The organism is Nocardioides mangrovicus (assembly GCF_003674065.1).
Taxonomy (GTDB): domain Bacteria; phylum Actinomycetota; class Actinomycetes; order Propionibacteriales; family Nocardioidaceae; genus Marmoricola; species Marmoricola mangrovicus.
The window spans coordinates 580,006-601,059 of sequence record NZ_RDBE01000001.1 but is presented as its reverse complement, the minus strand read 5'-3'; the positions used below and the strand labels follow the sequence as shown (position 1 = coordinate 601,059).

The window sequence follows — 21,054 nt, the reverse complement described above, 5'->3', positions numbered from 1 at the left end:
CTTATGGTTCGCATGACCTCATCGCACGCCGGCGCCGCCAACACCGTGGCGCAGCGGCTGCATCGTCACATCGAGGTCGAGGAAGTGACGGTCGATGGCGGCAAGCACGCGATGCTCTCCCACGCGAGCGAGTTCGAGCGTGCAGCGGTGGAATTCACTGCGGCCGCCTTGCATTAGGGGCGTTCGACAGGCCGCTGAACGACGCTCAGCGGCGAGACCTCTCTAGGCGGGGTAGTTGGACGCAGCGAGCGCGGCGGCCAGGTGCACGGTGTTGGTCGCCACCCCCTTGGTGGTCGAGGCCACGGCCTCGGGGGTCTCGTCGAGGTCGTTGTAGTCGGTCGAGTTCATGGCCTCGCCGTTCCAGTACGTCGCGGCCTGGGCGGCGATGGTGAAGCCGACGTCGTTGAGGCACTGGAAGGCAACGGCGCTGATGTGGTGGGCACCGTCCTCGTTGCCGACCACGGTGACCGCCGCGACCTTGCCGTACAGGATCGGGCGGCCGGCCTCGTCGGTCTCGGCGACCTCGGCGTCGAGCCGCTCGAGCACCCGCTGGCACACGCTGGACTGCTGGCCCATCCACGTGGGCGTCGCCAGGACGAGAACGTCTGCGGCGAGGATCTTGGAGCGGATCTGCGGCCACTGGTCGCCGTCCCCCATGTCGGCCTCGACGCCCGGGTGCACGTCGTGGTCCACCACGCGCACCGTCTCGGCGGCGACGGTGTGGCCGGCCTGCTGTGCCACGTCCTTCATCGCATCGACCAGCTGCCCCGACAGCTTGTCGCTGCTCGACGGAGCCGGGCTCGGCTTCAGCGTGCAGTTGAGAACGAGGACGGAGAGGTCGGTCATGTCCACCCCGTGACCGACCACCGCCGATGCAACCGCACCCGGTCGGGTGAGCGCAGCGCACGGTCAGCTGTGGTCGGGCTCTGTCGTGTCGGGCTCTGTCTGGTCGGGGTCTGTCTCGTCCCTGCGGTGGCCTCGGTGCCGCAGCGGGTTGAGGCGCAGCAGGAGCTTCGCGTTGTGACGGTAGACCCCGAAGATCGTGCCGCCGAGCGCCAGGACGCTGATGTTGCCGCCAAAGCCGGACCAGAAGTTATACATGCGGGTGGAGAACCGGTCCTCGCCGTTATGGACGCCGATGAAGTCGAGGACCCAGTGGATGACGTCGTGCATGTCCGTGACGCTAGAGGTCGGCCTGAGCGTCACCGGACGCGGCAGGTGAGGACGACGCCCTCGACGAGACCCTCGTCGACGAAGGTTTCGACAGCCTTGCGCTGGCGCTCGGCCCGCTGCCAGCGCGGGTCGCGCAGGTGGTGCCGGCGGACGTCGTCGTGCACCCGGTCCGCCCGTGCGGTCCAGCCGGCGTCGGGTGCGCCGAAGTCCTTCAGCCGGTGCTCGTGCACGAGGTCCAGCCGGGCGTCGTCCAGCATGTCGCGGAGCTCGCGCCAGGCAGGGAAGTCGTTGTCCGGCATATGCACCCGCTGCCGCTGCGCGAGCCGCACGAAAACCAGGAGCCCGATGCCGCCGCCGGATCGCACGACGCGCGCCAGCTCGGCCAACGCGGCCGGCTGGTCGGAGAGGGTGCACAGCACTCCCAGCGACCACGCGGCGTCGTGGCCGCGGTCGTCCAACGGCAGCTTGCCGGCATCGCCGACCAGAGCCGGCAGCCCGAAGATCCGCTCGGCGGCAGCGCAGGCCTGCGGCATCGGGTCCACGAGGTCGACCTCGACCCCGGTCTCCTCGCGGGCGTAGGCCGCCGGACCCCCGATCCCGGCGCCGACGTCGAGCAGTCGCCTCCCTGGTTGCAATGCGAGCTCCTGGCACAACCAGTGCAACGCCTCCGGCGACCCGCTCCCCTGACAGGCCGCCGGCAACGCGTGGACCGGCCCGAGCCGTTCGATTGAGTCCGCCGCCCAGGTCGCGGTCGTCCCGAACTCCTCGGACTCGGCCTCGCTCACGGCTTGAGCAGCACCTTGGTCCAGCCGTTGTCGCGCTCGTCGAAGTTCTTGTAGCCGGTCGGTGCCTCGTCCAGCCCGATCTCGTGGGAGACCAGGAACGACGGCTTGGCCGTGCCCTGGATGATCAGGTCCCGCAGCTGGCGGTTGTACCGCTTCACCGGGGCCTGCCCGGTACCCATGCGTTGACCCCTGGTGAAGAAGTCCCCGTAGCGCCAGGCAATCCGACCCTCCTTGGCCAGGTCGCTGCCGGCGCCCGGGTCCTCCGGCACGTAGACGCCGACGACGCCGATGCCGCCGTGCACCTTGACGACCTGGACCAGGTTGTCGAGCACCATCTCGGGGTGCTCGTCGCCGCTGGGGTCGTGGGCCTGCCAGCCCACCGCCTCGACACCGACGTCGGTGCCCAGACCCTGCGTGGCGTCCATGATCTGCTCGACCGGGTCACCGGCGGAGAAGTCGATCGGCATGCAGTCCAGCTGCTTGACCAGGTCGAGCCGGTCGGAGTGCTGGTCGACTACGAACACGTCGCTGGCCCCCATGATCCGCGCACTGTGGGCGGCCATGAGGCCGACCGGGCCGGCACCGAACACCGCCACCCGGTCACCGGGTTGGAAGCCGGAAAGCACGACCCCGTGCCAGCCGGTGGGGAAGATGTCGGAGAGCATCGTGAAGTCGTTCTCGTGCTCGGTGCCCTCAGGCAGCTCGAGCAGGTTGAAGTCCGCATACGGCACGCGCAGGTATTCGGCCTGGCCGCCGTCGTAGGGGCCCATGTTGGCGTAGCCGTAGGCCGACCCCTGCATGCCCTCGACCGGGTTGACCCGCTCGCAGAACGACGTCCAGCCCTGGTTGCACGAACGACACGTGCCGCACGCGATGTTGAACGGCACCGAGACCCGGTCGCCCTTCTTCACCCGGGTCACCCCGGCGCCGACCTCCTCGACGATCCCCATGTTCTCGTGGCCGAGGATCTTGCCCTCTTCCACACCAGCACGACCCTCGTACATGTGCAGGTCCGACCCGCAGATGTTCGTGGTGGTGATGCGGATGACGGCGTCGGTCGCCTCCTGGATGCTCGCGTCGGGAACCTCCTCGACGGCGATTTTCTTCGTGCCCCGATAGACCACTGCGCGCATACGTCCTCCTCATTGAGTGTTCTCGTATGTATCCGGTAGCCGAGAGGCGGAGTCAGAAACCCACCCGTGGGGCTGTTCAGTCGCTGCGAGGGGAGCGCCGTCGCTCAAATCCGTGGTCTAGCGCCCACAACAGTGCTTGGGTTCGGCTGGAGACGCCGGTCTATTGGTAGAGGCTTCGGATGTAGGTCTTGACGGTGTTCTGGCCGAGGAACAATGACTGCGCGATCTCCTTGTTGCTCAAGTCGTGGGAGATCAGCGCAAGAATCTCTGAAGGTCGTTCGCTCAGGCCGGAGTCTTGACCGGGCCATCGACGGTCGTCGCCTGGCTTGCCGTCGTAGGCGGGTGGTGCTGAGTGGACGATCTCGCCACCGTGTACTCGCTCAATGGCTGTGGCCATCTGTGCGCCCGTGAGCTGCTTGGGCGCCTCTCTCGGATGCGCTGTCGCGCCGTATCTGGTCGTCTCACCACGTCATGGCTGTGCGTGGTGAGACGCCAGATGGCCAGTCGAGTCGCTGAGAAGGTGTCATGGAAGTGCGTTACCTCGCCGCCGACACCCTGATTTCACTCCAGAGTCCAGCGGGTGAGCAGCTGATTGCCGAGGGTCGCTTCACCCACGCATATCTCGGAGGCGACACGCATAGCCTGTGCGGCCTGTCGCTCCACCGCCTGCACTGGCGCGAGTTAGCAGGCCACAATTGGGAGGACGTTCGCCCCGAACTTCGCTGCCAATCCTGTGCGGTGTCCCTCGATTGAACGAGCTCACCCCAACAGACCCCAGATCGGTGACAACAGGCTGGGTACCGGACGAGCGTGAGCTCGCTCGAACCACTCGCGAAGGGACCACATCGTGTCGACACGAGACAGACAACCCCAACCGATCGGTCGGGCCTTCGCGCGCGGCGTCCTCGCAGCGATGGCGATGTCGGGTGCTCGCGGTCTGACCAGCAACCTGGACCTGATGGAGGAGACACCGCCGGAGACGGTGGTCAAGCAGACAGTGCCGGGCCTGCTGTCGCAGATGTCTCCTGGCCAGCGCGCAGCGTTCGCCGAGGCTGTGCACTGGGCATACGGAGGAACCGGCGCTGCGGTCTGCGGTCTGTTGCCGACGCCCATTCGGTCCTCCAGGGTTGCAGGAGTCGCCTACGGCATCGGCATCTGGCTCGGCTTCGAGGCGGTCGTGGCACCAGCGCTCGGCGTACGGAACCCCCAGGAGAAGATCGTCGGCCGCGCGATGCTGGCCCTCGACCATGCGCTGTACGGCATCATCATCGCGGGCAGGTGACTGCAGGACGGCGACGCGTCTATCCGGTTTTCCCAGAGAGCGCAGGGCCAGCGGGCCAACACCATCGGCGTTCAAATCAACCAGAGAGGGATGTTGTGCCCGGACTGTGGGACAAGCGGGACGACATGCTCGTCCACGAAGACGAGCCGTTCAACGCGGAACCCACACCGAAGGTTCTCGGTCGATCCACACTGACACCCATCAATGCGTTCTACAGCCGCAATCACGGCCCCATCCCCACCATCGACCACGACAAATGGCGCCTGGTCGTCGACGGACTGGTCGACACTCCACTCGAGCTGAGCCTGGCTGATCTGAAGTCCCAGTTCGAGATCCACGAGGTGGTCGCGACCCTGCAATGCGCCGGCAACCGACGTGCGGGGTTTCTCGCCGTCGCCGACATCCCTGGCGAAGATCCCTGGCAGGGCGGGGCCATCGGCACCGCCGTCTGGGCCGGCGCTCGACTCGTCGACGTCCTCGCAGCTGCCGGACTCGCCGATGACTCCGCGGATCTTCACGTCGACTTCAGCGCGCCCGACGTGTCTGAGTTGGCGACCCCACCGCAGGCTTACGGCTCCTCGATCCCCCTCAGCAAGGCCATGCAGACTGAGGTGTTGCTGGCCTGGCGCATGAACGGGCGAGATCTCCCACGGGTGCACGGCGCCCCGGTGCGCGTCGTCGCACCCGCCTACATCGGCGCGCGCAGCGTCAAGTGGATCGACCGCATCAGCGTGCAGACGACACCGTCGGACAACTACTTCCAAGCCACCGCCTATCGAATCCTGGCCCCCAGCGCCGATCCGGACCAAGCAGGCCCGGGTGACGGCATCTCACTCGGACCGTGGGCCCTCAACAGCGAGATCCTCACCCCCACCGACGACGGTTCGGTACCCGCAGGTGCTGTCGCCGTCACCGGCTACGCCGTCGCCCCCGAACACCGTCGCGTTGTCCGCGTCGAGGTCTCCGCCGACGAAGGCGCCACCTGGCACGACGCCCTCCTCGACGAACAGCCATCGCCCTGGACTTGGGTGCACTGGAGGACCAACCTCGACCTCGACCCCGGCAACCGCACTCTGGTCGCGCGAGCATGGGACGACACTGGAACCCAACAGCCCCAAGAAGCCGCGAGCCTGTGGAACCCCAAGGGCTACGGAAACACGGCCTGGCCCACCAAAACGATCCACGTCGACCAGGAGCGAGGAACCTGACCTCGTCGGCCTTCTCGCTGGTCGTGATGCCACATAGGTGCCAAACAGATGCCGTGGCAGCGGCTATGACGAGATGTCCTGGGTAATGGACTGCCATAGCTCCAGCGCATCAAGGTGACGACCCCGGGGGCACACCACGCTTGAGACGTGGAGTCAGTCTTACCGAGACGTCCCTATACAGACCTCGGGCGGGAAACATGTGCGGTTGCGCGCAATACGAGCAGACCGATGACCGTCTGGCACGACGAGACCAAGGAGATTCCCATGTTCGACAAGAAGACCAATATCGCCTCGCAGGAAGCCTTCGGTGAGGCCGTCAACACCGGCGATCTGGGTGCGTTCGATCAGCTCGTGGCATCTGACGCCGTCGACCATGACCCTGCACCCGGCCAGGGCGCTGGTCCCGAGGGGTTCAAGTCGTTCTTCTCCGAGATGCGCACCGCGTTCCCAGATCTCCACGTCGAGGTCGAGACCCTGGTCGCCGACGACGATCAGGTCGGGTTCGCCTACACCTTGACCGGGACGCACAACGGCCCCTTCCAGGGCCACGACGCCACCGGCAAGGCAATCAAGGTACGCGGCATGCAGATCAGCAAGTTCGCCGACGGCAAGCTCATCGAGCGATGGGGCAGCAGTGACGAGCTCGGCATCATGACCCAGCTCGGCCTGGCCTGACCCACCCTCGACGACTCCGGCGGTAGGCGACGCCAGAGTCGTCAGGCCGTTCTGAGGAACCCGAGTGTCTGACCTTCCCCTGGTCGTGTTGTTCGCGATCTTCCTGGTCGCCGCGGCCGTCGTCTGGCTGGCCGGCATCCAGCTCTCCGACCAGACCGACATCCTTTCCACCAGGCTGCATCTCGGCTCGGCACTGGGTGGATTGATCCTGCTGGCCGTGGCTACGAACCTTCCCGAGCTGGCGATCGTGGTCAGCGCCGCCGCCTCTGGCCAGGTAGGCGTCGCGGTCGGCAACGTCCTCGGTGGCATCGCCATCCAAACCGTGGTGCTCGTCGTGCTCGACGTCTTCGGCGTCCGAGGCGCACGACCGCTGACCTACCGTGCGGCATCGCTGGTGCTGGTCCTCGAAGCGTTTCTCGTCGTCGCCGTGCTCGCCGTTGTCGTGGCCGGGACCCAGCTACCTGCCGGGCTCGTCGTCCTGCGACTGGCACCCAGCTCGGTCCTGATCGCCGTGCTGTGGGTGGTGGGGCTGGTGCTGCTTCAGCGCGCGGGTCACGCCCTTCCGTGGCATGAGTCCGGCGAGGCTCCGGACAACCAGAAGCAGCCTCGTGGTCATTCTCGCGAGATGACCGAGACCAATGCAACGAAGAAGGGCGTCAGCACCCGCCGCTCGCTACTCATCTTCACAGCCGCGGCACTGGCCACGCTCGCGGCCGGCGTGGTGCTCGAACGCAGCGGCGACGCCATCGCCGACCACGTCGGCTTGTCCGGTGTGCTGTTCGGAGCGACCTTCCTCGCCGCCGCCACCTCCCTCCCCGAGGTCTCCACCGGACTCACCTCGGTACGCAACGGCGACGACCAGCTCGCGATCAGCGACATCTTCGGCGGCAACGCCTTCCTACCCGTCCTCTTCTTGCCCGCCACGTTGATCTCCGGGCAGGCCGTCTTGCCGCAGGCCAACCGCACCGACATCTACCTCACCGCCGTCGCGATCCTGCTGACCCTGGTCTACGCCACCGGACTGCTCTTCCGCCCCCGCAAGCGGATCGCACGCATGGGAACAGACTCCCTGGTCGTCCTGATCCTCTACGCCCTCGGCGTCGCCGGTCTGATCGCCATCAGCACCACGGGGTAGATCCGAGCGCCGACCCTCACAGCGGGTCACCGCGAGAGGCTCGTCGGGCACGCCGCGGACATCTATCCCGTCATCGTTTAGCCCATCGTCGGTGGCGCAGAGACCTACTCGGCTGCGAGCGTCTCTCTCCCGATAGGCGGTGCGGATACATGCCGCGCGTCGTTTCGTAACGATGGACGCGACCCAGGGAGTCGACTTCCTCGAACGCCTCCAGCCCGGCCACGCACTCGGCATCCGCTAGGACGACTACCGCGTGTTCCGCTCCCCCGCCGTCGACTGGGAACGAGCGGCGGCACGCAGCCGCGACTACACCGGCGCCGTCCGCGTTCCCCGCCGGGGCGAGACCATCGACCTCTGAGACTCGATCGGGCTCTCCTGCCGCGGCCGCCCACCCGCGGGTCAGAGTGGCCGGCTCGAGCACCAGCGCCACTCCGCACTCTCCTGCGCCGACGAGCTCGGCGTTGGAACTCGCGCCGGATGGGTACCCACCACCCGTGACACCTGCCGACGAGAACCCCGTGACCGCCATGTCCGTGCAGCTGAGCGTCGACGGGCGCCGGGTGGACGTTAATGTCGACCCGCGCACCACGCTGTTGGACCTCCTGCGTGAGCGCCTCGACGTGATCGCGCCGAAGAAGGGATGCGACCACGGCCAGTGCGGCTCCTGCACCGTTCTGCTCGACGGCCGCCGCCACCTGACCTGCCTGGCCTTGGCCGTCGCCCAGGACGGAGCGGAGATCGTCACCGCCGAAGGGCTGGCCGGCGGTCCCGACGGCGAGCACGACCTGCACGCGATGCAGCGCGCGTTCCTCGAGCACGACGGGTACCAGTGCGGGTACTGCACGCCGGGGCAGATCTGCTCGGCGGTCGGCATGCTGGCCGAGTTGGCCGACGGCCACCCCAGCCACGTCTCGCCGGACCTCACCGCCGCGCCGAAGGCGACCGACGAGGAGATCAGGGAGCGCATGAGCGGCAACCTGTGCCGCTGCGGCGCCTACGTCGGCATCCTGGCCGCGATCCGGCAGAGCGCGCAGGCGTCGGCATGAGGCCGTTCGCCTACCACCGGCCCGCGGATCCGGCCGAGGCCGTCGCGCTCGTCGCTGCCGACCCCGCTGCCAGCTTCCTGGGCGGCGGCACGAACCTGGTCGACCATCTCAAGCTGGGGGTGACCCGCCCCGGCACGTTGGTCGACGTCACGGGGCTGGGCCTGGACACCGTCGAGCAGACCGATGCCAGCCTGCGGATCGGCACGAACGTTCGCAACAGCGATCTGGCTGCTCACCCCGCGCTGCGTGCCGGGTGGCCAGCGGTGTCGCGGGCACTCCTCGCCGGCGCATCCGGGCAGATCCGTAACCAGGCCACCACCGGGGGCAACCTGCTGCAGCGCACCCGCTGCGTGTACTTCCAGGACGTCACCACCCCGTGCAACAAACGCGAGTCCGGCTCCGGCTGCTCGGCCATCGGCGGCTACGGCCGCTACAACGCCGTCCTGGGCGCGAGCGGTCAATGCGTGGCGACCCACCCCTCGGACCTGGCCGTCGCCCTGGCCGCGCTCGACGCCGTCGTGGTGGTGCTCGGACCCGACGGCGAGCGGCGGATCCCGGCCACCGAGCTGCACCGACTGCCCGAGGAGCATCCCGAGCACGACACGACCCTGCGCCACGGCGAGCTGATCACCGCAGTCGAGCTGCCGTCGTCGCCGCTCGCCGCGCGCTCGACCTACCAGAAGGCACGCGACCGAGCCTCCTACGCGTTCGCGCTCGTCTCCGCTGCGGTCGGGCTGGACCTCGACGAGGACGGCACGGTGCGCGACGTGCGCATCGCCTGGGGTGGGGTGGCCCACAAGCCGTGGCGGGCGACCCGGGCCGAGGACGCCCTGCGGGGCGAGCAGCCGACAGAGGACGCCGTGCGGGCCGCCGTCGATATCGAACTCACCGGCGCCAACACCGACGACCAGTCGGCCTACAAGCTGCCCATGGTGCGGGCGACCACGACCTATGCCGTCCACCGACTCCTGGAGGGCTCACGGTGACCGCCGACCCCACTGAGTACGCCACACGCCCGGTCCCAGCACAGAGCATGGGCACGAGCCATCATCGCGTGGACGGCCCCCTGAAGGTGGCCGGCCGCGCGCCGTACGCCGTACGCCGTGGAGCATCGTGAGGGCGCGCTCGGCAAGGACGCGCTGACCCTCTGGCTGGTCCAGTCGACGATCGCGCGCGGCCGGGTGCTCGACGTCGATGCCGAGGCCGCGCTCGCCCATCCCGGCGTCGTGTCGGTGCTCGACCACACGAACGCTCCGATCCTGGGCCAGGGCGTCGACGAACCCGACCTGGAGCTGATGGTGCTGCAGAGCACGGAGGTCCGGTTCCGAGGCCAGGTGGTGGCGGCCGTGCTCGCCGAGAGCGCCGAGGCGGCCCGCGAGGGCGCAGCCCTGGTGCGGGTCTCCTACGCCGAGCAGGACGCCGAGGTCGAGTTCGGCCCGGACACCACGCTCGAAATCCCCGACAAGGTCAACCCCGACTACGACGCCACCAGCGACGACGGCGACGTCGACGCCGCCCTGGCCCAGGCCGAGGTCGTCGTCGACCAGACCTACCGCACTCCCTACGAGCACAACAACCCGCTCGAGCCGCACGCCACCACCGCGTTGTGGGACGGCGAGCGACTGCGGTTGGTGGAGGCCAGCCAAGGTCCCTATGCCGTCGCGAGCAGCCTGGCGCCGCTGCTCGGCCTCGACGTCGCCGACGTGGTGGTGACCTCCCCCTACGTCGGTGGCGGGTTCGGCAGCAAAGGCATGGCCCACGCGCCGGCCATGACCGCCGCGCTCGCGGCGATAACGGCGCCACGCCGTCCGGTCCGCCTCGCGGTCACCCGCCAGCAGATGTTCGCGCTGACCGGGTACCGCACCCGCACGGTCTCGCACTTCCGGCTCGGCGCCCGACCCGACGGCGTCCTGGTGGCGATCGACCACGACGTGGTCGAGCAGACCTCGCGCTGGAAGGAGTTCGCTGAGCAGACGGCGACCTCGACGCGCACCATGTACGCCGCGGAGAACCGCCGTACCGTCCACCGGCTCGCCCGACTCGACGTCGCCGTCCCCAGCTTCATGCGGGCACCCGGTGAGATGCCGGGGATGTTCGCCCACGAGGTCGCCATGGACGAGCTGGCCGTCGCCTGCGGCGTCGACCCGATCGTGCTGCGGGAGCGCAACGAGCCGACGGTCGATCCCGAGACGGGCAAGCCGTTCAGCCGACGCCGCCTGGTGGAGTGTCTGCAGCGCGGCGCCGAGCTCTTCGACTGGGCCGAGCGTCCCGACGACGCCCGCTCCCGCGCCGACGGCGTCTGGTGGGTCGGCACCGGCGTCGCCTCCTCGACGTACCCCGCGAAGGTGATGCCCGCCAACCAGGCCACGGTGACCTCGTGCGAGGCCGGGGAGTACCGCGTCGAGGTAGGAGCCGTCGACATCGGCACCGGCTCACGGACGGCCATGAAGCAGATCGCGGCCGACGCGTTGGGCGTGGATCCCTCGTGTGTGCAGCTGGAGATGGCCGACAGCTCCATCGGCCCGGCCACCGTCGCGGGCGGCTCGTCGGGCACGGCCTCATGGGGCGCCGCGGTGGTGGCCGCGGCTCAGCTCTTCCGTGCCGACCACGGCGACTCCCCGGACCCCGGCCTGCAGACCACCGCCTCGGCGGCCGACATCCCCGCGGCCGAGGACCACGCCTTGCACTCCTTCGGCGCGATCTTCGCCGAGGTGCGGGTTCACCGCTGGACCGGCGAGCTGCGCGTGCCGCGCCTGCTCGGCGTGTTCTCCGCCGGCCGGATCGTCAACCCGGTGCTGGCCCGCTCTCAGTTCTACGGCGGCCTGATCATGGGCTTGTCCTCAGGCCTCCACGAGGACTCCTACCGCGACCCCCGGTTCGGGCACGTCGTCACCCAGGACCTCGCCAGCTACCACGTGGCCGCTCACGCCGACATCGGGGACGTCCGTGCCGAGTGGCTGGATGAGGAGGACTTCGTGGTGTCACCGATGGGCACCCGCGGTCTGGGCGAGATCGGCATCGTCGGCACCGCCGCCGCCATCGCCAACGCCGCGTTCCACGCGACCGGCGTGCGCGTGCGCTCACTGCCCGTCACCGCCGACAGCTTCGTGAGCTGAGCCTGGTCGACGCGCCTACTCAGACCCCGCGGGCATGACCGTGAGGGCCACCTGCCTCCGCGTCATGTCCATCAGCAGATCGGCCGCGGCGTCCACACCCGTCCGATCGGCTGTCGCAGCGAGATCGAGCAGCAGCCCACGTGCCGCGGCCAATCTCAGCCGCGCGTGGACCCGAGCCTCGTCCGGGCTCAGACCAGCCTCGACGCAGAGGTCGGAGAGCACCACGAGCCACTGCATTCGACCTGAACGAGGCAGACATCCAGTGCGACTACGTCTTTGGATGGATCATTAGCGGCTTCTTCTCACAGTCGAACCTAAACAAGACCGCGGTCCTCAAGGGCGGCAATGCCCTGCGCAAGGGCTACTTGCCGATGACCCGGTTTTCCGACGACCTCGACTTCTCTACTCCGCACGAGCTTGACCCGGACGCTGTCCTCGACCAACTCAACCTCGTCTGTGAGTACGCGAGAGGAGGCGCCGGCATCGACTTCGATATCGACCGGAACCGCCTCTCCGCTGAGCAGCAGATCGACCGCTCGCGGCACGTGTACAAGTACCGGCTCTACTTCAAGGACCTCATCGGCGAGAAGGACCACATCACCTTGTCGTTGCGAGTCGACATGACCGAATACGACCGTCTGCACCTCCCAGCCCAGGAACGCCGGCTCATCCACCCGTACTCAGATGCCGACGCGTGCGCCGTGACTCTGAGATGCGTCGCGATCGAGGAGGCGCTGGCAGACAAGATGAAGTGCTTGCTGCAGCGCCGGTGCTGCTACAACCTCTTCGATCTTGTCTACGGCGCGTTCATCACCACTGAAATCGAGGTCGACCGAGCAGCGATCCTTGAACCCTTCTTCCGGAAGACGCTGTTCAGCCGCAGCCCGTCCGCAGCGCGGTCGCTGCTATTAGACCTTCCCCTTGATCTGTTCCGCGGATTCTGGGGCAAGATCCTCGTCCCATCGGCGGCCCGACTGTCCTTCGACGACGCCGTCACCAAGCTGCGCGAGGGCATCTCGGACCTGTTCCTCCCCATCTCGGGCTACCGAGGCGGCGAGGCCGCCTTCTACCCCTCGCGCCTGCGCAACTTGATCCTCGAGGCCGGTGCGGACCGCAAGCTGATGGCGATGACTTACCAGGGCGTCCCAAGGATCGTCGAGCCGTACTCCCTGACGTTCAAGGTCCGGCCGTCTGATGGAGTCGGGCAGGAGTACCTGTATGTGTACGACCGGACAGGCGGCAGGCGCTCCGGACCGGGGTTGAAATCGCTTCTGCACTACAACATCAACGCCCTCGAGGTCCTCGACGCGAAATTTGAGCCGAAGTTCGAAGTCACGCTCGCCAAGTCAGGCGACGCCGACCGGACCGGCGTCTTCCGGGGCAACCACACAGCCAGCCGGCCCTACGGCAGCTCACGCAGGCCGATGCCCTACACGGTGTACTGCCCTCGCTGCGGCAAGAAGTTCCCGCGAGCCACTAGCTCGACCCGGCTCAACGCGCACAAGGACACTGGGGGCCGGCCGGGCCCAAACCGCAGTGCTATCGCGCATGACGTGGTCACACGCATGACGCCGGCGGCACGTGTTCCCCGCTGTCGATCGATGGGGGTTGGTCGGGTCGTGACGTGCCTCGAGCGCGCCTCTCCGGTCGCTCCCGAGCACCGCCACTGCTGGGTGTTGGCGGCCGAGGTGGTCCGCCGATAGGCGCCGAAACCCAGAGGCAGGCGCGTCATCCCGCCGCCAATGCACCAGTCGACCACAGCCAGGCCTGCAGTCGGCCTTCCTACAGTCCGATGGCGCCGCTGCTGGTGTGGTCGAGGGCTTGGGCGGGGCGGATGTAGCGCTCGAGGAGGGTGGAGAGTCGTTTGTGCCGGGTCTGCATCGCGATGCGGTCGAGGCTGACCCCGGCGAGGGCGGCGGTGGTGGCGTGCCCGGCGGGCTTGTGCTCGACGTCGGCCAGGGTGAGGCCGACGAGCTCGGAGACCCGCAGCGCGGAGGCGAAGCCGAGCAGGATGATCGCGGCGTCGCGGGCACCCTTCGCGGTGGCGCGGTCGATGGGTCCGAGGATCTGACGGATGTCATTGGTATCCAGGGGCCGGGCCTGTCGGCGGGGTGCCGTTCCGATGATGCGTCGCAGTCCACGTCGTACCTGGCGCACGGCCTCAGACAGGGTGGGGTCGTCGGGGCCTCGACTGCGGTGGGCATATGAGATGGCGCCGATCGCCAAGTCGAGGGTGGGAACCAGGGCGCCCTGACTGGCCCGCTCGGTGAGGTAGGCGCAGATCATCGCCGGGCTTGCGGGCAGTGCCGAGGTCTGCCTGGTCGAGCACCAGCGCTCCCACTGCCGCCAGCCGTGCCCGTAAACGTGCCGGGTCGAGGCAGCCAGCGTGGAAGCGACCGCTTCAGCGATCCGAAGTGCGTCGTCGACGGTGAGCCCGTCGGGGAGGTCGAGACCGGAACTGTCGGGCAGCGAGGCAGCCAGCGCCTCGGCGGTGGTGGTGATCATCCACAGGTTGTAGGGGTCAGTCTCTCTCGCCTGTTCACAGGCCGGCCTGCGGTGCCGTCCCGGCGTCAAAGAGTTCGGACGATCCAGCGCGACGGTGGTGGCTGGGAAAGGAGCACTTTCTGCCCACATGATCAAATCACCGAGTCAAACAGGGCCGTGGATCCACTGGATCCACGGCCCTGACGAGTAGCGGGGGCAGGATTTGAACCTGCGACCTCTGGGTTATGAGCCCAGCGAGCTACCGAGCTGCTCCACCCCGCGTCGGTGAACTGAAGGTTACGGGATCGGCCGGACGCCTTTCAAATCGAGCAGGCGGGAGTGACCTGGGTCTCGCGCCACATCCGGAATCTGCGGCGTCGCGGCTGGTTGAACCTTCACATGACTTCCTCCCGTGCCTTCGAGCCCGTCCGCATCGGTCGCTGGGACCTGCCCCAGCGCTTCGTCATGGCGCCGCTGACGCGCAACCGCGCGAAGGGCACCGTGCCCGGCGACCTCAACGCCACCTACTACGGGCAGCGCGCCGGCGCGGGCCTGATCATCACCGAGGGGTCCCAGCCCAGCGCCGTGGGTCAGGGATACCTCGACACCCCCGGCTTCCACAGCCCCGAGCAGCTGGCCGGCTGGGCCAAGGTGGCCGACGCGGTGCACGCCGGTGGCGGGTACGTCGTGGCCCAGCTGATGCACGTCGGGCGCATCGCCCACCCGGATAACAAGGACGGTCTGGAGACCGTGGCCCCCAGCGCGCTGCAGGCACCCGGCGAGATGGTCACCGCCAGCGGCACCTACGAGATGACGCTGCCGCGCGAACTGGCCACCGAGGAGGTCCCCGGCATCGTCGAGGAGTTCGTGACCGCCTCGCGCAACGCCGTCGACGCCGGGCTCGACGGGGTGGAGGTGCACTCCGCGAACGGCTACCTGCTCCACCAGTTCCTGGCGCCGTCGAGCAACCAGCGCACCGACGTCTACGGCGGCTCGCCGCAGGCTCGCGCCAAGCTGACCATCGACGTCGTCCGCGCCGTCGCGGCCGAGATCGGCGCCGACCGGGTGGGCGTGCGCATCTCGCCGGCCCACAACATCCAGGGTGTGCTGGAGGAGGACGAGGCGCAGACCCGCGCCACCTACGAGACGCTGGTCGACGGCATCGCCGACCTGGGCCTGGCCTACCTCAGCATCCTGGCCGAGCCCGGCAGCGACCTGGTGGCCGACCTGCGGCAGCGCTTCGGCGGCCCGCTGGTGATCAACTCCGGATTCTCCTCGGTGACCGAGCTGGCCGACGTCGAGAAGCTGCTGGAGGCCGACCTGGCCGACGTCGTCGCGGTCGGCCGGGAGTTCCTGGCCAACCCCGACCTGGCCGAGCGGTGGCGCACCGGCGCCGAGCTCAACGAGCCCAACCCCGACACCTTCTACGGCGGCGGCGCGGAGGGCTACACCGACTACCCGACGCTGTGAGCCGGGCCGGCGCCGTCTGCGAAACTGGCGGCGCCGGGGCCGGCCCACGTGGCCGGCACCCCACACGAGCCAGGGAGGGCAGCGGGTGTCCGAGGAGCAGGTGCCTGCGCTGAGCCGACGGCGCGAGGTCGGATCGGCCAGCGCGCGCTCGTTGCTGCTCACGGTCCTGGGCGAGTTCGCGCTCCCCCGGGCCGAGCCGGTGTGGACGGCCACGGTGCTCGACGCCCTGGGCCGCCTCGAGATCGAGGAGCGCGCCGCCCGGCAGGCGTTGGCCCGCTCCAGCGGCGAGGGGCTGCTGACCTCGCAGCGCCACGGCCGGCGTACGGCGTGGGTCCTGACGCCGCACGGCACCACCCTGCTCGAGGAGGGCGCCCGGCGGATCTACGGGTTCATGCGCGCCTCGCACGCCTGGGACGGCCGCTGGCTCGTCCTGACCGTCTCCATCCCCGAGAGCCAGCGCCGGCTGCGTCACCGGCTGCGCACCCGGCTGACCTGGCTCGGGCTCGGCTCACCGTCCTCGGGCCTGTGGGTCTCCCCCGACCCCGGCCGGATCGACGAGGTCAACGAGACGGTCGCCGAGCTCGGCCTGGAGGACCAGTCGCTGGCGTGGATCGGCCCCAGCGCCGGCATCGGCGACGAGAGTCGGCTCGTCGAGACGGCCTGGGACCTCGGCGACGTGGAGAAGCGGTACCTGGAGTTCCTCGAGGCCTTCGAGGACCGGCGGGTGACGTCGGCGGCCGAGGCGTTCACGGCCCAGGTGGAGCTGGTCCAGGAGTGGCGCCGGTTCCCGTTCCTCGATCCCGACCTCCCGCGCGAGCTGCTCGACCACGCCTGGCCGGGGCCGCGCGCCACCGCGCTGTTCCACGACCGCCACACCCGCTGGCACCGCCGGGCGCAGCAGGAGTGGGAGCGGCTGCAGGCCGAGGCCTCCGGCCGCAGCTGAGCGTCGGGGCCGGCTCGCTCAGCTGCTCGGCTTGGCGCTGGGCGAGGCGGACGCGGACGCCGACGGGGAGGCGGACGGGCTGCTGCTCGCCGTCTTCTTCGAGGCGGCCACGGCCTGCTCGATCAGCTTGCGGGCGGCCTCGATGTCCTGGGCGTAGGTCACCGGGTCGCCGGCCTTCAGGGCCTTCTGGGCGTCGGTGAACTTGGCGTTGGCCTGCTGCAGCAGGGCTAGCGCCTGCCCGTTCAGCGTCCCGGTGGTACCTGATCCGGTACTGCCGGAGCTACCGCTGGTACCCGAGGTACCGGAGGTCCCGGAGCCGGAGCTGCCGCCCAGGACGCTGTTGAGCGCCTCGTCGAGGGTGGCGCCGATGCCGACGTTCTTGCCGAAGGAGACCAGCACGAAGCGCAGCTGTGGATAGGAGGCGCCGCCGCCGGTGCGCAGCGTGTAGAGCGGCTGCACGTAGAGCAGTCCCCCGCCGACGGGCAAGGTGAGCAGGTTGCCGTAGCGCAGGACCGCCTTCTGCTGCGTGAACGGCAGCAGCTGCGCGGCGATCGAGTCGTTGGAGCTGAACTGGTTCGCGATCTGCGATGGCCCGGCAATCTGTTTGTCGTCGGGTAGTCGCAGCAGCGAGATCTTGCCGTACGTCGATGGATCGGTGGGATCGGAGCCGACCGACATGAAGGCGGCGAGGTTCTGCCGTTTCGTGGGCACGTAGACGCTGGTCAGCGAGAACACCGGCTGCGCCTTCTCGCTGCTGCTGGCGGCGACCGAGAGCCGGTAGGGCGGCTGCTTGAGGCTGTCGACCTCGGGGTCCTGCGGGACCTCCCACTTGTCCGAGCCGCCGTAGAAGGTGCGCGGGTTGGTCACGTGGTAGTCGGCCAGGATGTTGCGCTGCACCTTGTAGAGGTCCTCGGGGTAGCGCATGTGCGCCAGCAGCGCTTGCGGGATGGAGCTCTTCGGCTTCACCACACCGGGGAAGACGCCCTCCCAGGCCTTGAGCAGCGGGTCGGACTCGTCCCAGGCGTAGAGCGTGACCTTGCCGGTGTAGGCGTCGACGGTGGCCTTGACCGCGTTGCGCATGTAGTTGATGTGGTCGGTCGGCAGCGTGGCGAACGCCGAGCGTGGGTTCAGCCGGTCGTCGACCATCTCCTTGAGCGAGCGCGACTCCGAGAGCGGGTACTTGTCGCTGGTGGTGTAGCCGTCGAGGATCCACACGATGCGACCGTTGACCACCGACGGCAGCGCGTCGGAGTCCACCGTCAGCCAGGGGGCGACCTTCTGCACCCGCTCGCGCGGGGAGCGGTCGTAGAGGATCTTCGAGGCCGAGTTGACCCGACTGGAGAGCAGGATGTTGGTGTCGCCGAATTTCATGGCGTAGAGCAGCTTGTGGAAGGTGGAGCCGATCGAGACGCCGGGACCGTCGTAGGTGTTGGTGCGCGAGTTGCCCGAGCCGTTGGCGTCGGGGGTGTCGAGCTCGACGGACTTCGTGCCCTCGGGCTTGCCGACGATCGAGTACGTCGGGCTCTGCTCGCCGTAGTAGATCTGCGGCACGTACTTGCCCAGCTGGCCCTTGGGCGGCAGGTCGTACTCGGCGAAGACCGGGTTGCCCTGGTTGTCGGTGACCGGCTTGTCGTCGGCGTTCTGCTGGTTGCCGTAGGCCGCGATCATCCCGTAGCCGTGCGTGTAGACGGTGTGCTCGTTGGTCCAGTTCTTCTGGGCGTCGGGCAGGCCGTTGATGTTGAGCTCGCGGGCGGCGACGACGACGTCGCGCTCGCGGTCGTTGACGTCGTAGCGGTCGACGTCGAGGACGTTCGGCACCGAGTAGTAGCCGCGGATCTGCTGCAGCTGCTCGAAGGTCGGGCGCACCACCTGCGGGTCGACCAGCCGGATGCCGGGCAGCGAGGCGGTGTCCTCGGCGAGCTTGTCGTTGGTCAGCGTCGAGGACGCGTCGTACTGCGTGACCTTGGAGTCGCCTACGTCGTAGGCGGCGCGGGTGGCGGTGATGTTGCGCTGGATGTAGGGCGCCTCCTTGTCCGCCACCGACGGGTTGACCTGCAGCTTCTGCACCACGGTCGGCCAGATGACCCCGAGCAGGATCGAGGAGAGCGCGAGCAGCGCGATGCCGACGCCGGGCAGCAGCCACGTGCGACGGAAGACGTTGGCGAAGAGCAGCAGCGCGCAGATCAGCGCGATGAACATCAAGATGTTCTTCGAGGGCAGCACCGCGTGGTCGCGGGCGTAGGTCATGCCGGTGATCAGGCTGCCCTGGTTGGTGGTCAGGTCGAACCGGTCGAGGTAGTAGTCGCCGGACTTCAGCAGCAGCAGCAGGCCCAGCAGCACCGAGGTCTGCACCTGCGCCGCACCGGTGAACCGCTGGCCACCGGTGAGCCGGATGCCGCCGTAGAGGTAGTGCACCAGCACGGCCGCCATCAGCCCGATCACCAGGGCCGTGGTGAGGAAGTCGACCAGGTAGTGGAACCAGGGCAGGGAGAAGAAGTAGAAGCCGATATCGCGGTGGAAGTAGGGGTCCTCCTGGCCGAAGAACTGCCGGTGGCGCCACAGCAGGTAGGTGCGCCACTGCCCGGTGGCCGAGATGCCGGCGAAGATGCCCAGCACCGCCGCGACCGCCACCAGCAGCGCCCGCCGCAGCGGGGTCACCACCTCGCGGTAGCGCTCCAGGTTGGCCTGGTCGGGGGTGTTGGGGCGAAACAGCGGGCGGAACCGGAAGGCCAGGAACAGGTTCACGCCGACGACGAGGGCCATGACCAGCCCGAAGACCACGAACAGCCCGATGCGGGTGGCCAGGAGCCGGCCGTAGACCGACCCGAAGCCGATGCTCTGGAACCACAGCTTCTGGGTCCAGATGCTGGTGAACAGCGACAGCAGGAGGAACAGCACCACCAGCACCAGCGCCGTCATCAGCAGCGGGCTGGGTCGACGGCGGCCGCCGCGCGGCCGCCCGGGCCGGGGCGCCGGTCGTGCGGCCTCGAAGTCGCTCACTGCTGGCTCTCCTCGCGATCGGGATCTGCTGAGTGCTCGGATTCGACCGACCCGGCCAGGGTGGTCTGGAGCAACTCTAGAAGGGTGGGCACGAGGTCGGGTCCGACCACGACGGAGGCGGCCTCGTCGTGGCTGCGGAACCGCATCGCGCAGCAGGTCGTCCCGTCGCGCAGCGCGGCGGCCACCAGGCGCAGCTCCTGTCGCTCGGGGTGCTGCGCCGCGAACGTCTGTGCGGCCCCGGGCTCCTCGGGGATCTCGGCCTCGGCCGACGGCGGCAGCACGAGCCGCTCCACGACCGCCGCGCAGCCCGCGACCTCCTCGGGCCAGCTCATCCGCGACAGCTCGTCCTCCAGGTCGCGGTCGGCGGGCAGCTCCTGGTCGATCGGGGTGAACCCGGCCGCGTCGGCGGATAGGCCGAGCTGAGCGGCCAGCGCCGGCTCCGCCGCGGCCAGCTCGGCGGTGGGGACGAGCGCGTACAGGCCGGCGCCACGGTCCCACCCGGACTCGGCCGCGTGCGCCTCGATCTCGCGCACCACCGCCTCCAGCTGGTTCAGCATGCCGGCAGCTTCGCGTCGTGGTCGCTCGTCCAGGCCTTCACGTCGGCGATGGCGCCCTTGAGCGTGCTCACCTTCACCACCCGCATCCGCTCGGAGTCGTAGGGACCGCCGCGCACCTCGTCGCAGTTGTCGGCCGGGGCCAGGAACAGCCGGGCACCGGCGCGCTGGGCCGCCACCAGCTTCTGCTGGATGCCGCCGATGCCCCCGACCTGCCCCTTCGCGTCGATCGTGCCGGTGCCGGCGACGTCGGCGCCCTTGGTCAGCGAGCCGGGCGTGAGGGTGTCGTAGACGGTCATCGCGATCATCATCCCGGCACTCGGGCCGCCGATGTTGTCCCCGACGCGGACGTCGACGTCGATCGGGAAGTCGTAGCCCACGCCGATGGTGACCTCGAGCGCCGACTTGGTCTTGTCGGCCTGGGAGGCGACCGTGCGCACGCGCAACGTCTGCGTCTTGCCGCTGCGCCGCACCACCAGACGGACCCGGCTGCCCGGCTTGACCGCCTGGATGTCCTTGACCGCGCCCGCGATGTCGCTCACCGCGGTGCCGTTGACCGACACCAGCTGGTCGTGCACCTCCAAGGCGCCGTCGCCGGGACCGCCGCGCTGGATGCCGAGCACCTGCACCGAGGTGGTGAAGGTGTAGCCGAGCTGGGTGAGGGCGGCGGCCACCGCGGAGTCCTGGGAGTCGACCATGTCGACCTGCCCCTGCTCCTCCACGCTGTCGCTGGTCTGGTCGGTGGCGTAGATGTCGCTCTTGCGGTAGACCGCCTGGTCGGGTCGCACCCACGCGCTGAGCGCACCGAGCAGGCTCACGGTGTCGTCGGGACCGGTGGGCACGACGGTGAGCAGCCGAAGGTCGCCGCCGTCGCGGTAGGTCTTGGCGCCCGAGACCGCGATGATCTCGCGCTTGTCGCTCTTGCCCAGCAGGTTCACGGTCGGACCCGGCGAGTAGATCGTGTACGGCAGCGGCACGACGGCCGCCGCGAGAAGGCACCCCACCAGCAGGACGAAGCCCACCACGCTGGCAGTGGTGCGGCGCGACATG

General features: G+C 68.9%; 21 protein-coding genes and 1 tRNA gene. 12 read left to right on the top strand and 10 right to left on the bottom strand.

Annotated features, from left to right (window positions below; translation table 11 throughout):
- Positions 1-12: 12 nt before the first annotated feature.
- On the top strand, positions 13-177 hold the full coding sequence (locus D9V37_RS20175; protein WP_158604364.1) for a hypothetical protein: 165 nt from the start codon (positions 13-15) through the stop codon (positions 175-177).
- A 45-nt stretch (positions 178-222) separates the two neighbouring features.
- Here the strand turns inward: D9V37_RS20175 and D9V37_RS02990 are convergent, their stop codons facing one another.
- The 5 genes from D9V37_RS02990 to D9V37_RS02970 form a co-directional block, all read right to left on the bottom strand.
- Positions 223-846: a flavodoxin family protein gene (locus D9V37_RS02990; protein WP_121804949.1), complete on the bottom strand. Its 624-nt coding sequence runs from the start codon at positions 844-846 to the stop codon at positions 223-225.
- Positions 847-909: 63 nt separating this feature from the next.
- On the bottom strand, positions 910-1,173 hold the full coding sequence (locus D9V37_RS02985; RefSeq protein ID WP_147455852.1) for a hypothetical protein: 264 nt from the start codon (positions 1,171-1,173) through the stop codon (positions 910-912).
- A 29-nt stretch (positions 1,174-1,202) separates the two neighbouring features.
- Positions 1,203-1,808, bottom strand: a complete 606-nt coding sequence (locus D9V37_RS02980; protein WP_158604363.1) for a class I SAM-dependent methyltransferase — start codon at positions 1,806-1,808, stop codon at positions 1,203-1,205.
- Between the two features lie 146 nt (positions 1,809-1,954).
- On the bottom strand, positions 1,955-3,091 hold the full coding sequence (locus tag D9V37_RS02975) for a glutathione-independent formaldehyde dehydrogenase (RefSeq protein ID WP_121804595.1): 1,137 nt from the start codon (positions 3,089-3,091) through the stop codon (positions 1,955-1,957).
- Positions 3,092-3,251: 160 nt separating this feature from the next.
- Positions 3,252-3,488 carry a helix-turn-helix domain-containing protein gene (locus tag D9V37_RS02970; RefSeq protein WP_121804594.1) on the bottom strand — a complete coding sequence of 79 codons (237 nt, stop codon included), beginning with the start codon at positions 3,486-3,488 and terminating at the stop codon, positions 3,252-3,254.
- A gap of 128 nt (positions 3,489-3,616) precedes the next feature.
- Here D9V37_RS02970 and D9V37_RS20610 point away from each other — a divergent pair, with 128 nt between their 5' ends.
- From D9V37_RS20610 to D9V37_RS02930, 9 genes are all read left to right on the top strand, one after another.
- Positions 3,617-3,844: a hypothetical protein gene (locus D9V37_RS20610; protein ID WP_232524704.1), complete on the top strand. Its 228-nt coding sequence runs from the start codon at positions 3,617-3,619 to the stop codon at positions 3,842-3,844.
- A 94-nt stretch (positions 3,845-3,938) separates the two neighbouring features.
- Positions 3,939-4,373, top strand: coding sequence for a hypothetical protein (locus tag D9V37_RS02965; protein ID WP_147455851.1), 435 nt, complete (start codon positions 3,939-3,941; stop codon positions 4,371-4,373).
- 95 nt (positions 4,374-4,468) lie between these two features.
- Positions 4,469-5,581, top strand: a complete 1,113-nt coding sequence (locus tag D9V37_RS02960; protein ID WP_198412330.1) for a sulfite oxidase — start codon at positions 4,469-4,471, stop codon at positions 5,579-5,581.
- Between the two features lie 228 nt (positions 5,582-5,809).
- The gene (locus D9V37_RS02955; RefSeq protein WP_198412329.1) at positions 5,810-6,256 is read left to right on the top strand and encodes an ester cyclase; all 447 of its coding nucleotides are present in this window, start codon (positions 5,810-5,812) and stop codon (positions 6,254-6,256) included.
- A 64-nt stretch (positions 6,257-6,320) separates the two neighbouring features.
- Positions 6,321-7,391 (top strand): sodium:calcium antiporter, encoded by a 1,071-nt coding sequence (locus D9V37_RS02950; protein WP_121804592.1) that lies wholly within the window; start codon positions 6,321-6,323, stop codon positions 7,389-7,391.
- A gap of 527 nt (positions 7,392-7,918) precedes the next feature.
- Positions 7,919-8,437 carry a 2Fe-2S iron-sulfur cluster-binding protein gene (locus D9V37_RS02945; protein WP_121804946.1) on the top strand — a complete coding sequence of 173 codons (519 nt, stop codon included), beginning with the start codon at positions 7,919-7,921 and terminating at the stop codon, positions 8,435-8,437.
- Positions 8,434-9,423 (top strand): FAD binding domain-containing protein, encoded by a 990-nt coding sequence (locus tag D9V37_RS02940; RefSeq protein ID WP_121804591.1) that lies wholly within the window; start codon positions 8,434-8,436, stop codon positions 9,421-9,423. The genes D9V37_RS02945 and D9V37_RS02940 overlap by 4 nt, the downstream gene beginning before the upstream one ends.
- A gap of 117 nt (positions 9,424-9,540) precedes the next feature.
- Positions 9,541-11,553 carry a xanthine dehydrogenase family protein molybdopterin-binding subunit gene (locus tag D9V37_RS02935; RefSeq protein ID WP_332835734.1) on the top strand — a complete coding sequence of 671 codons (2,013 nt, stop codon included), beginning with the start codon at positions 9,541-9,543 and terminating at the stop codon, positions 11,551-11,553.
- 140 nt (positions 11,554-11,693) lie between these two features.
- Positions 11,694-13,256 (top strand): nucleotidyl transferase AbiEii/AbiGii toxin family protein, encoded by a 1,563-nt coding sequence (locus tag D9V37_RS02930; RefSeq protein WP_158604362.1) that lies wholly within the window; start codon positions 11,694-11,696, stop codon positions 13,254-13,256.
- Positions 13,257-13,335: 79 nt separating this feature from the next.
- On the opposite strand, the gene D9V37_RS02925 is transcribed toward D9V37_RS02930, so the two are convergent.
- Positions 13,336-14,187, bottom strand: coding sequence for a site-specific integrase (locus D9V37_RS02925; protein ID WP_232524739.1), 852 nt, complete (start codon positions 14,185-14,187; stop codon positions 13,336-13,338).
- 58 nt (positions 14,188-14,245) lie between these two features.
- Positions 14,246-14,319, bottom strand: a tRNA-Met gene (locus D9V37_RS02920).
- Positions 14,320-14,436: 117 nt separating this feature from the next.
- Between D9V37_RS02920 and D9V37_RS02915 the strand changes: the two genes are divergently transcribed.
- Positions 14,437-15,507, top strand: coding sequence for an alkene reductase (locus D9V37_RS02915; protein ID WP_121804588.1), 1,071 nt, complete (start codon positions 14,437-14,439; stop codon positions 15,505-15,507).
- A gap of 85 nt (positions 15,508-15,592) precedes the next feature.
- Complete coding sequence (locus D9V37_RS02910) at positions 15,593-16,450, top strand: PaaX family transcriptional regulator (RefSeq protein ID WP_198412328.1); 858 nt, start codon at positions 15,593-15,595, stop codon at positions 16,448-16,450.
- 18 nt (positions 16,451-16,468) lie between these two features.
- Here the strand turns inward: D9V37_RS02910 and D9V37_RS02905 are convergent, their stop codons facing one another.
- Genes D9V37_RS02905 through D9V37_RS02895 form a run of 3 tightly spaced genes read right to left on the bottom strand, consistent with a single transcriptional unit; the run spans position 16,469 to position 21,053 of the window.
- Positions 16,469-19,450, bottom strand: a complete 2,982-nt coding sequence (locus D9V37_RS02905; RefSeq protein WP_232524703.1) for a UPF0182 family membrane protein — start codon at positions 19,448-19,450, stop codon at positions 16,469-16,471.
- On the bottom strand, positions 19,447-20,007 hold the full coding sequence (locus D9V37_RS02900; RefSeq protein ID WP_198412327.1) for a PPA1309 family protein: 561 nt from the start codon (positions 20,005-20,007) through the stop codon (positions 19,447-19,449). The genes D9V37_RS02905 and D9V37_RS02900 overlap by 4 nt, the downstream gene beginning before the upstream one ends.
- Positions 20,001-21,053, bottom strand: coding sequence for a YlbL family protein (locus D9V37_RS02895; RefSeq protein ID WP_121804587.1), 1,053 nt, complete (start codon positions 21,051-21,053; stop codon positions 20,001-20,003). The genes D9V37_RS02900 and D9V37_RS02895 overlap by 7 nt, the downstream gene beginning before the upstream one ends.
- Between the last annotated feature and the right edge of the window lies 1 nt (position 21,054).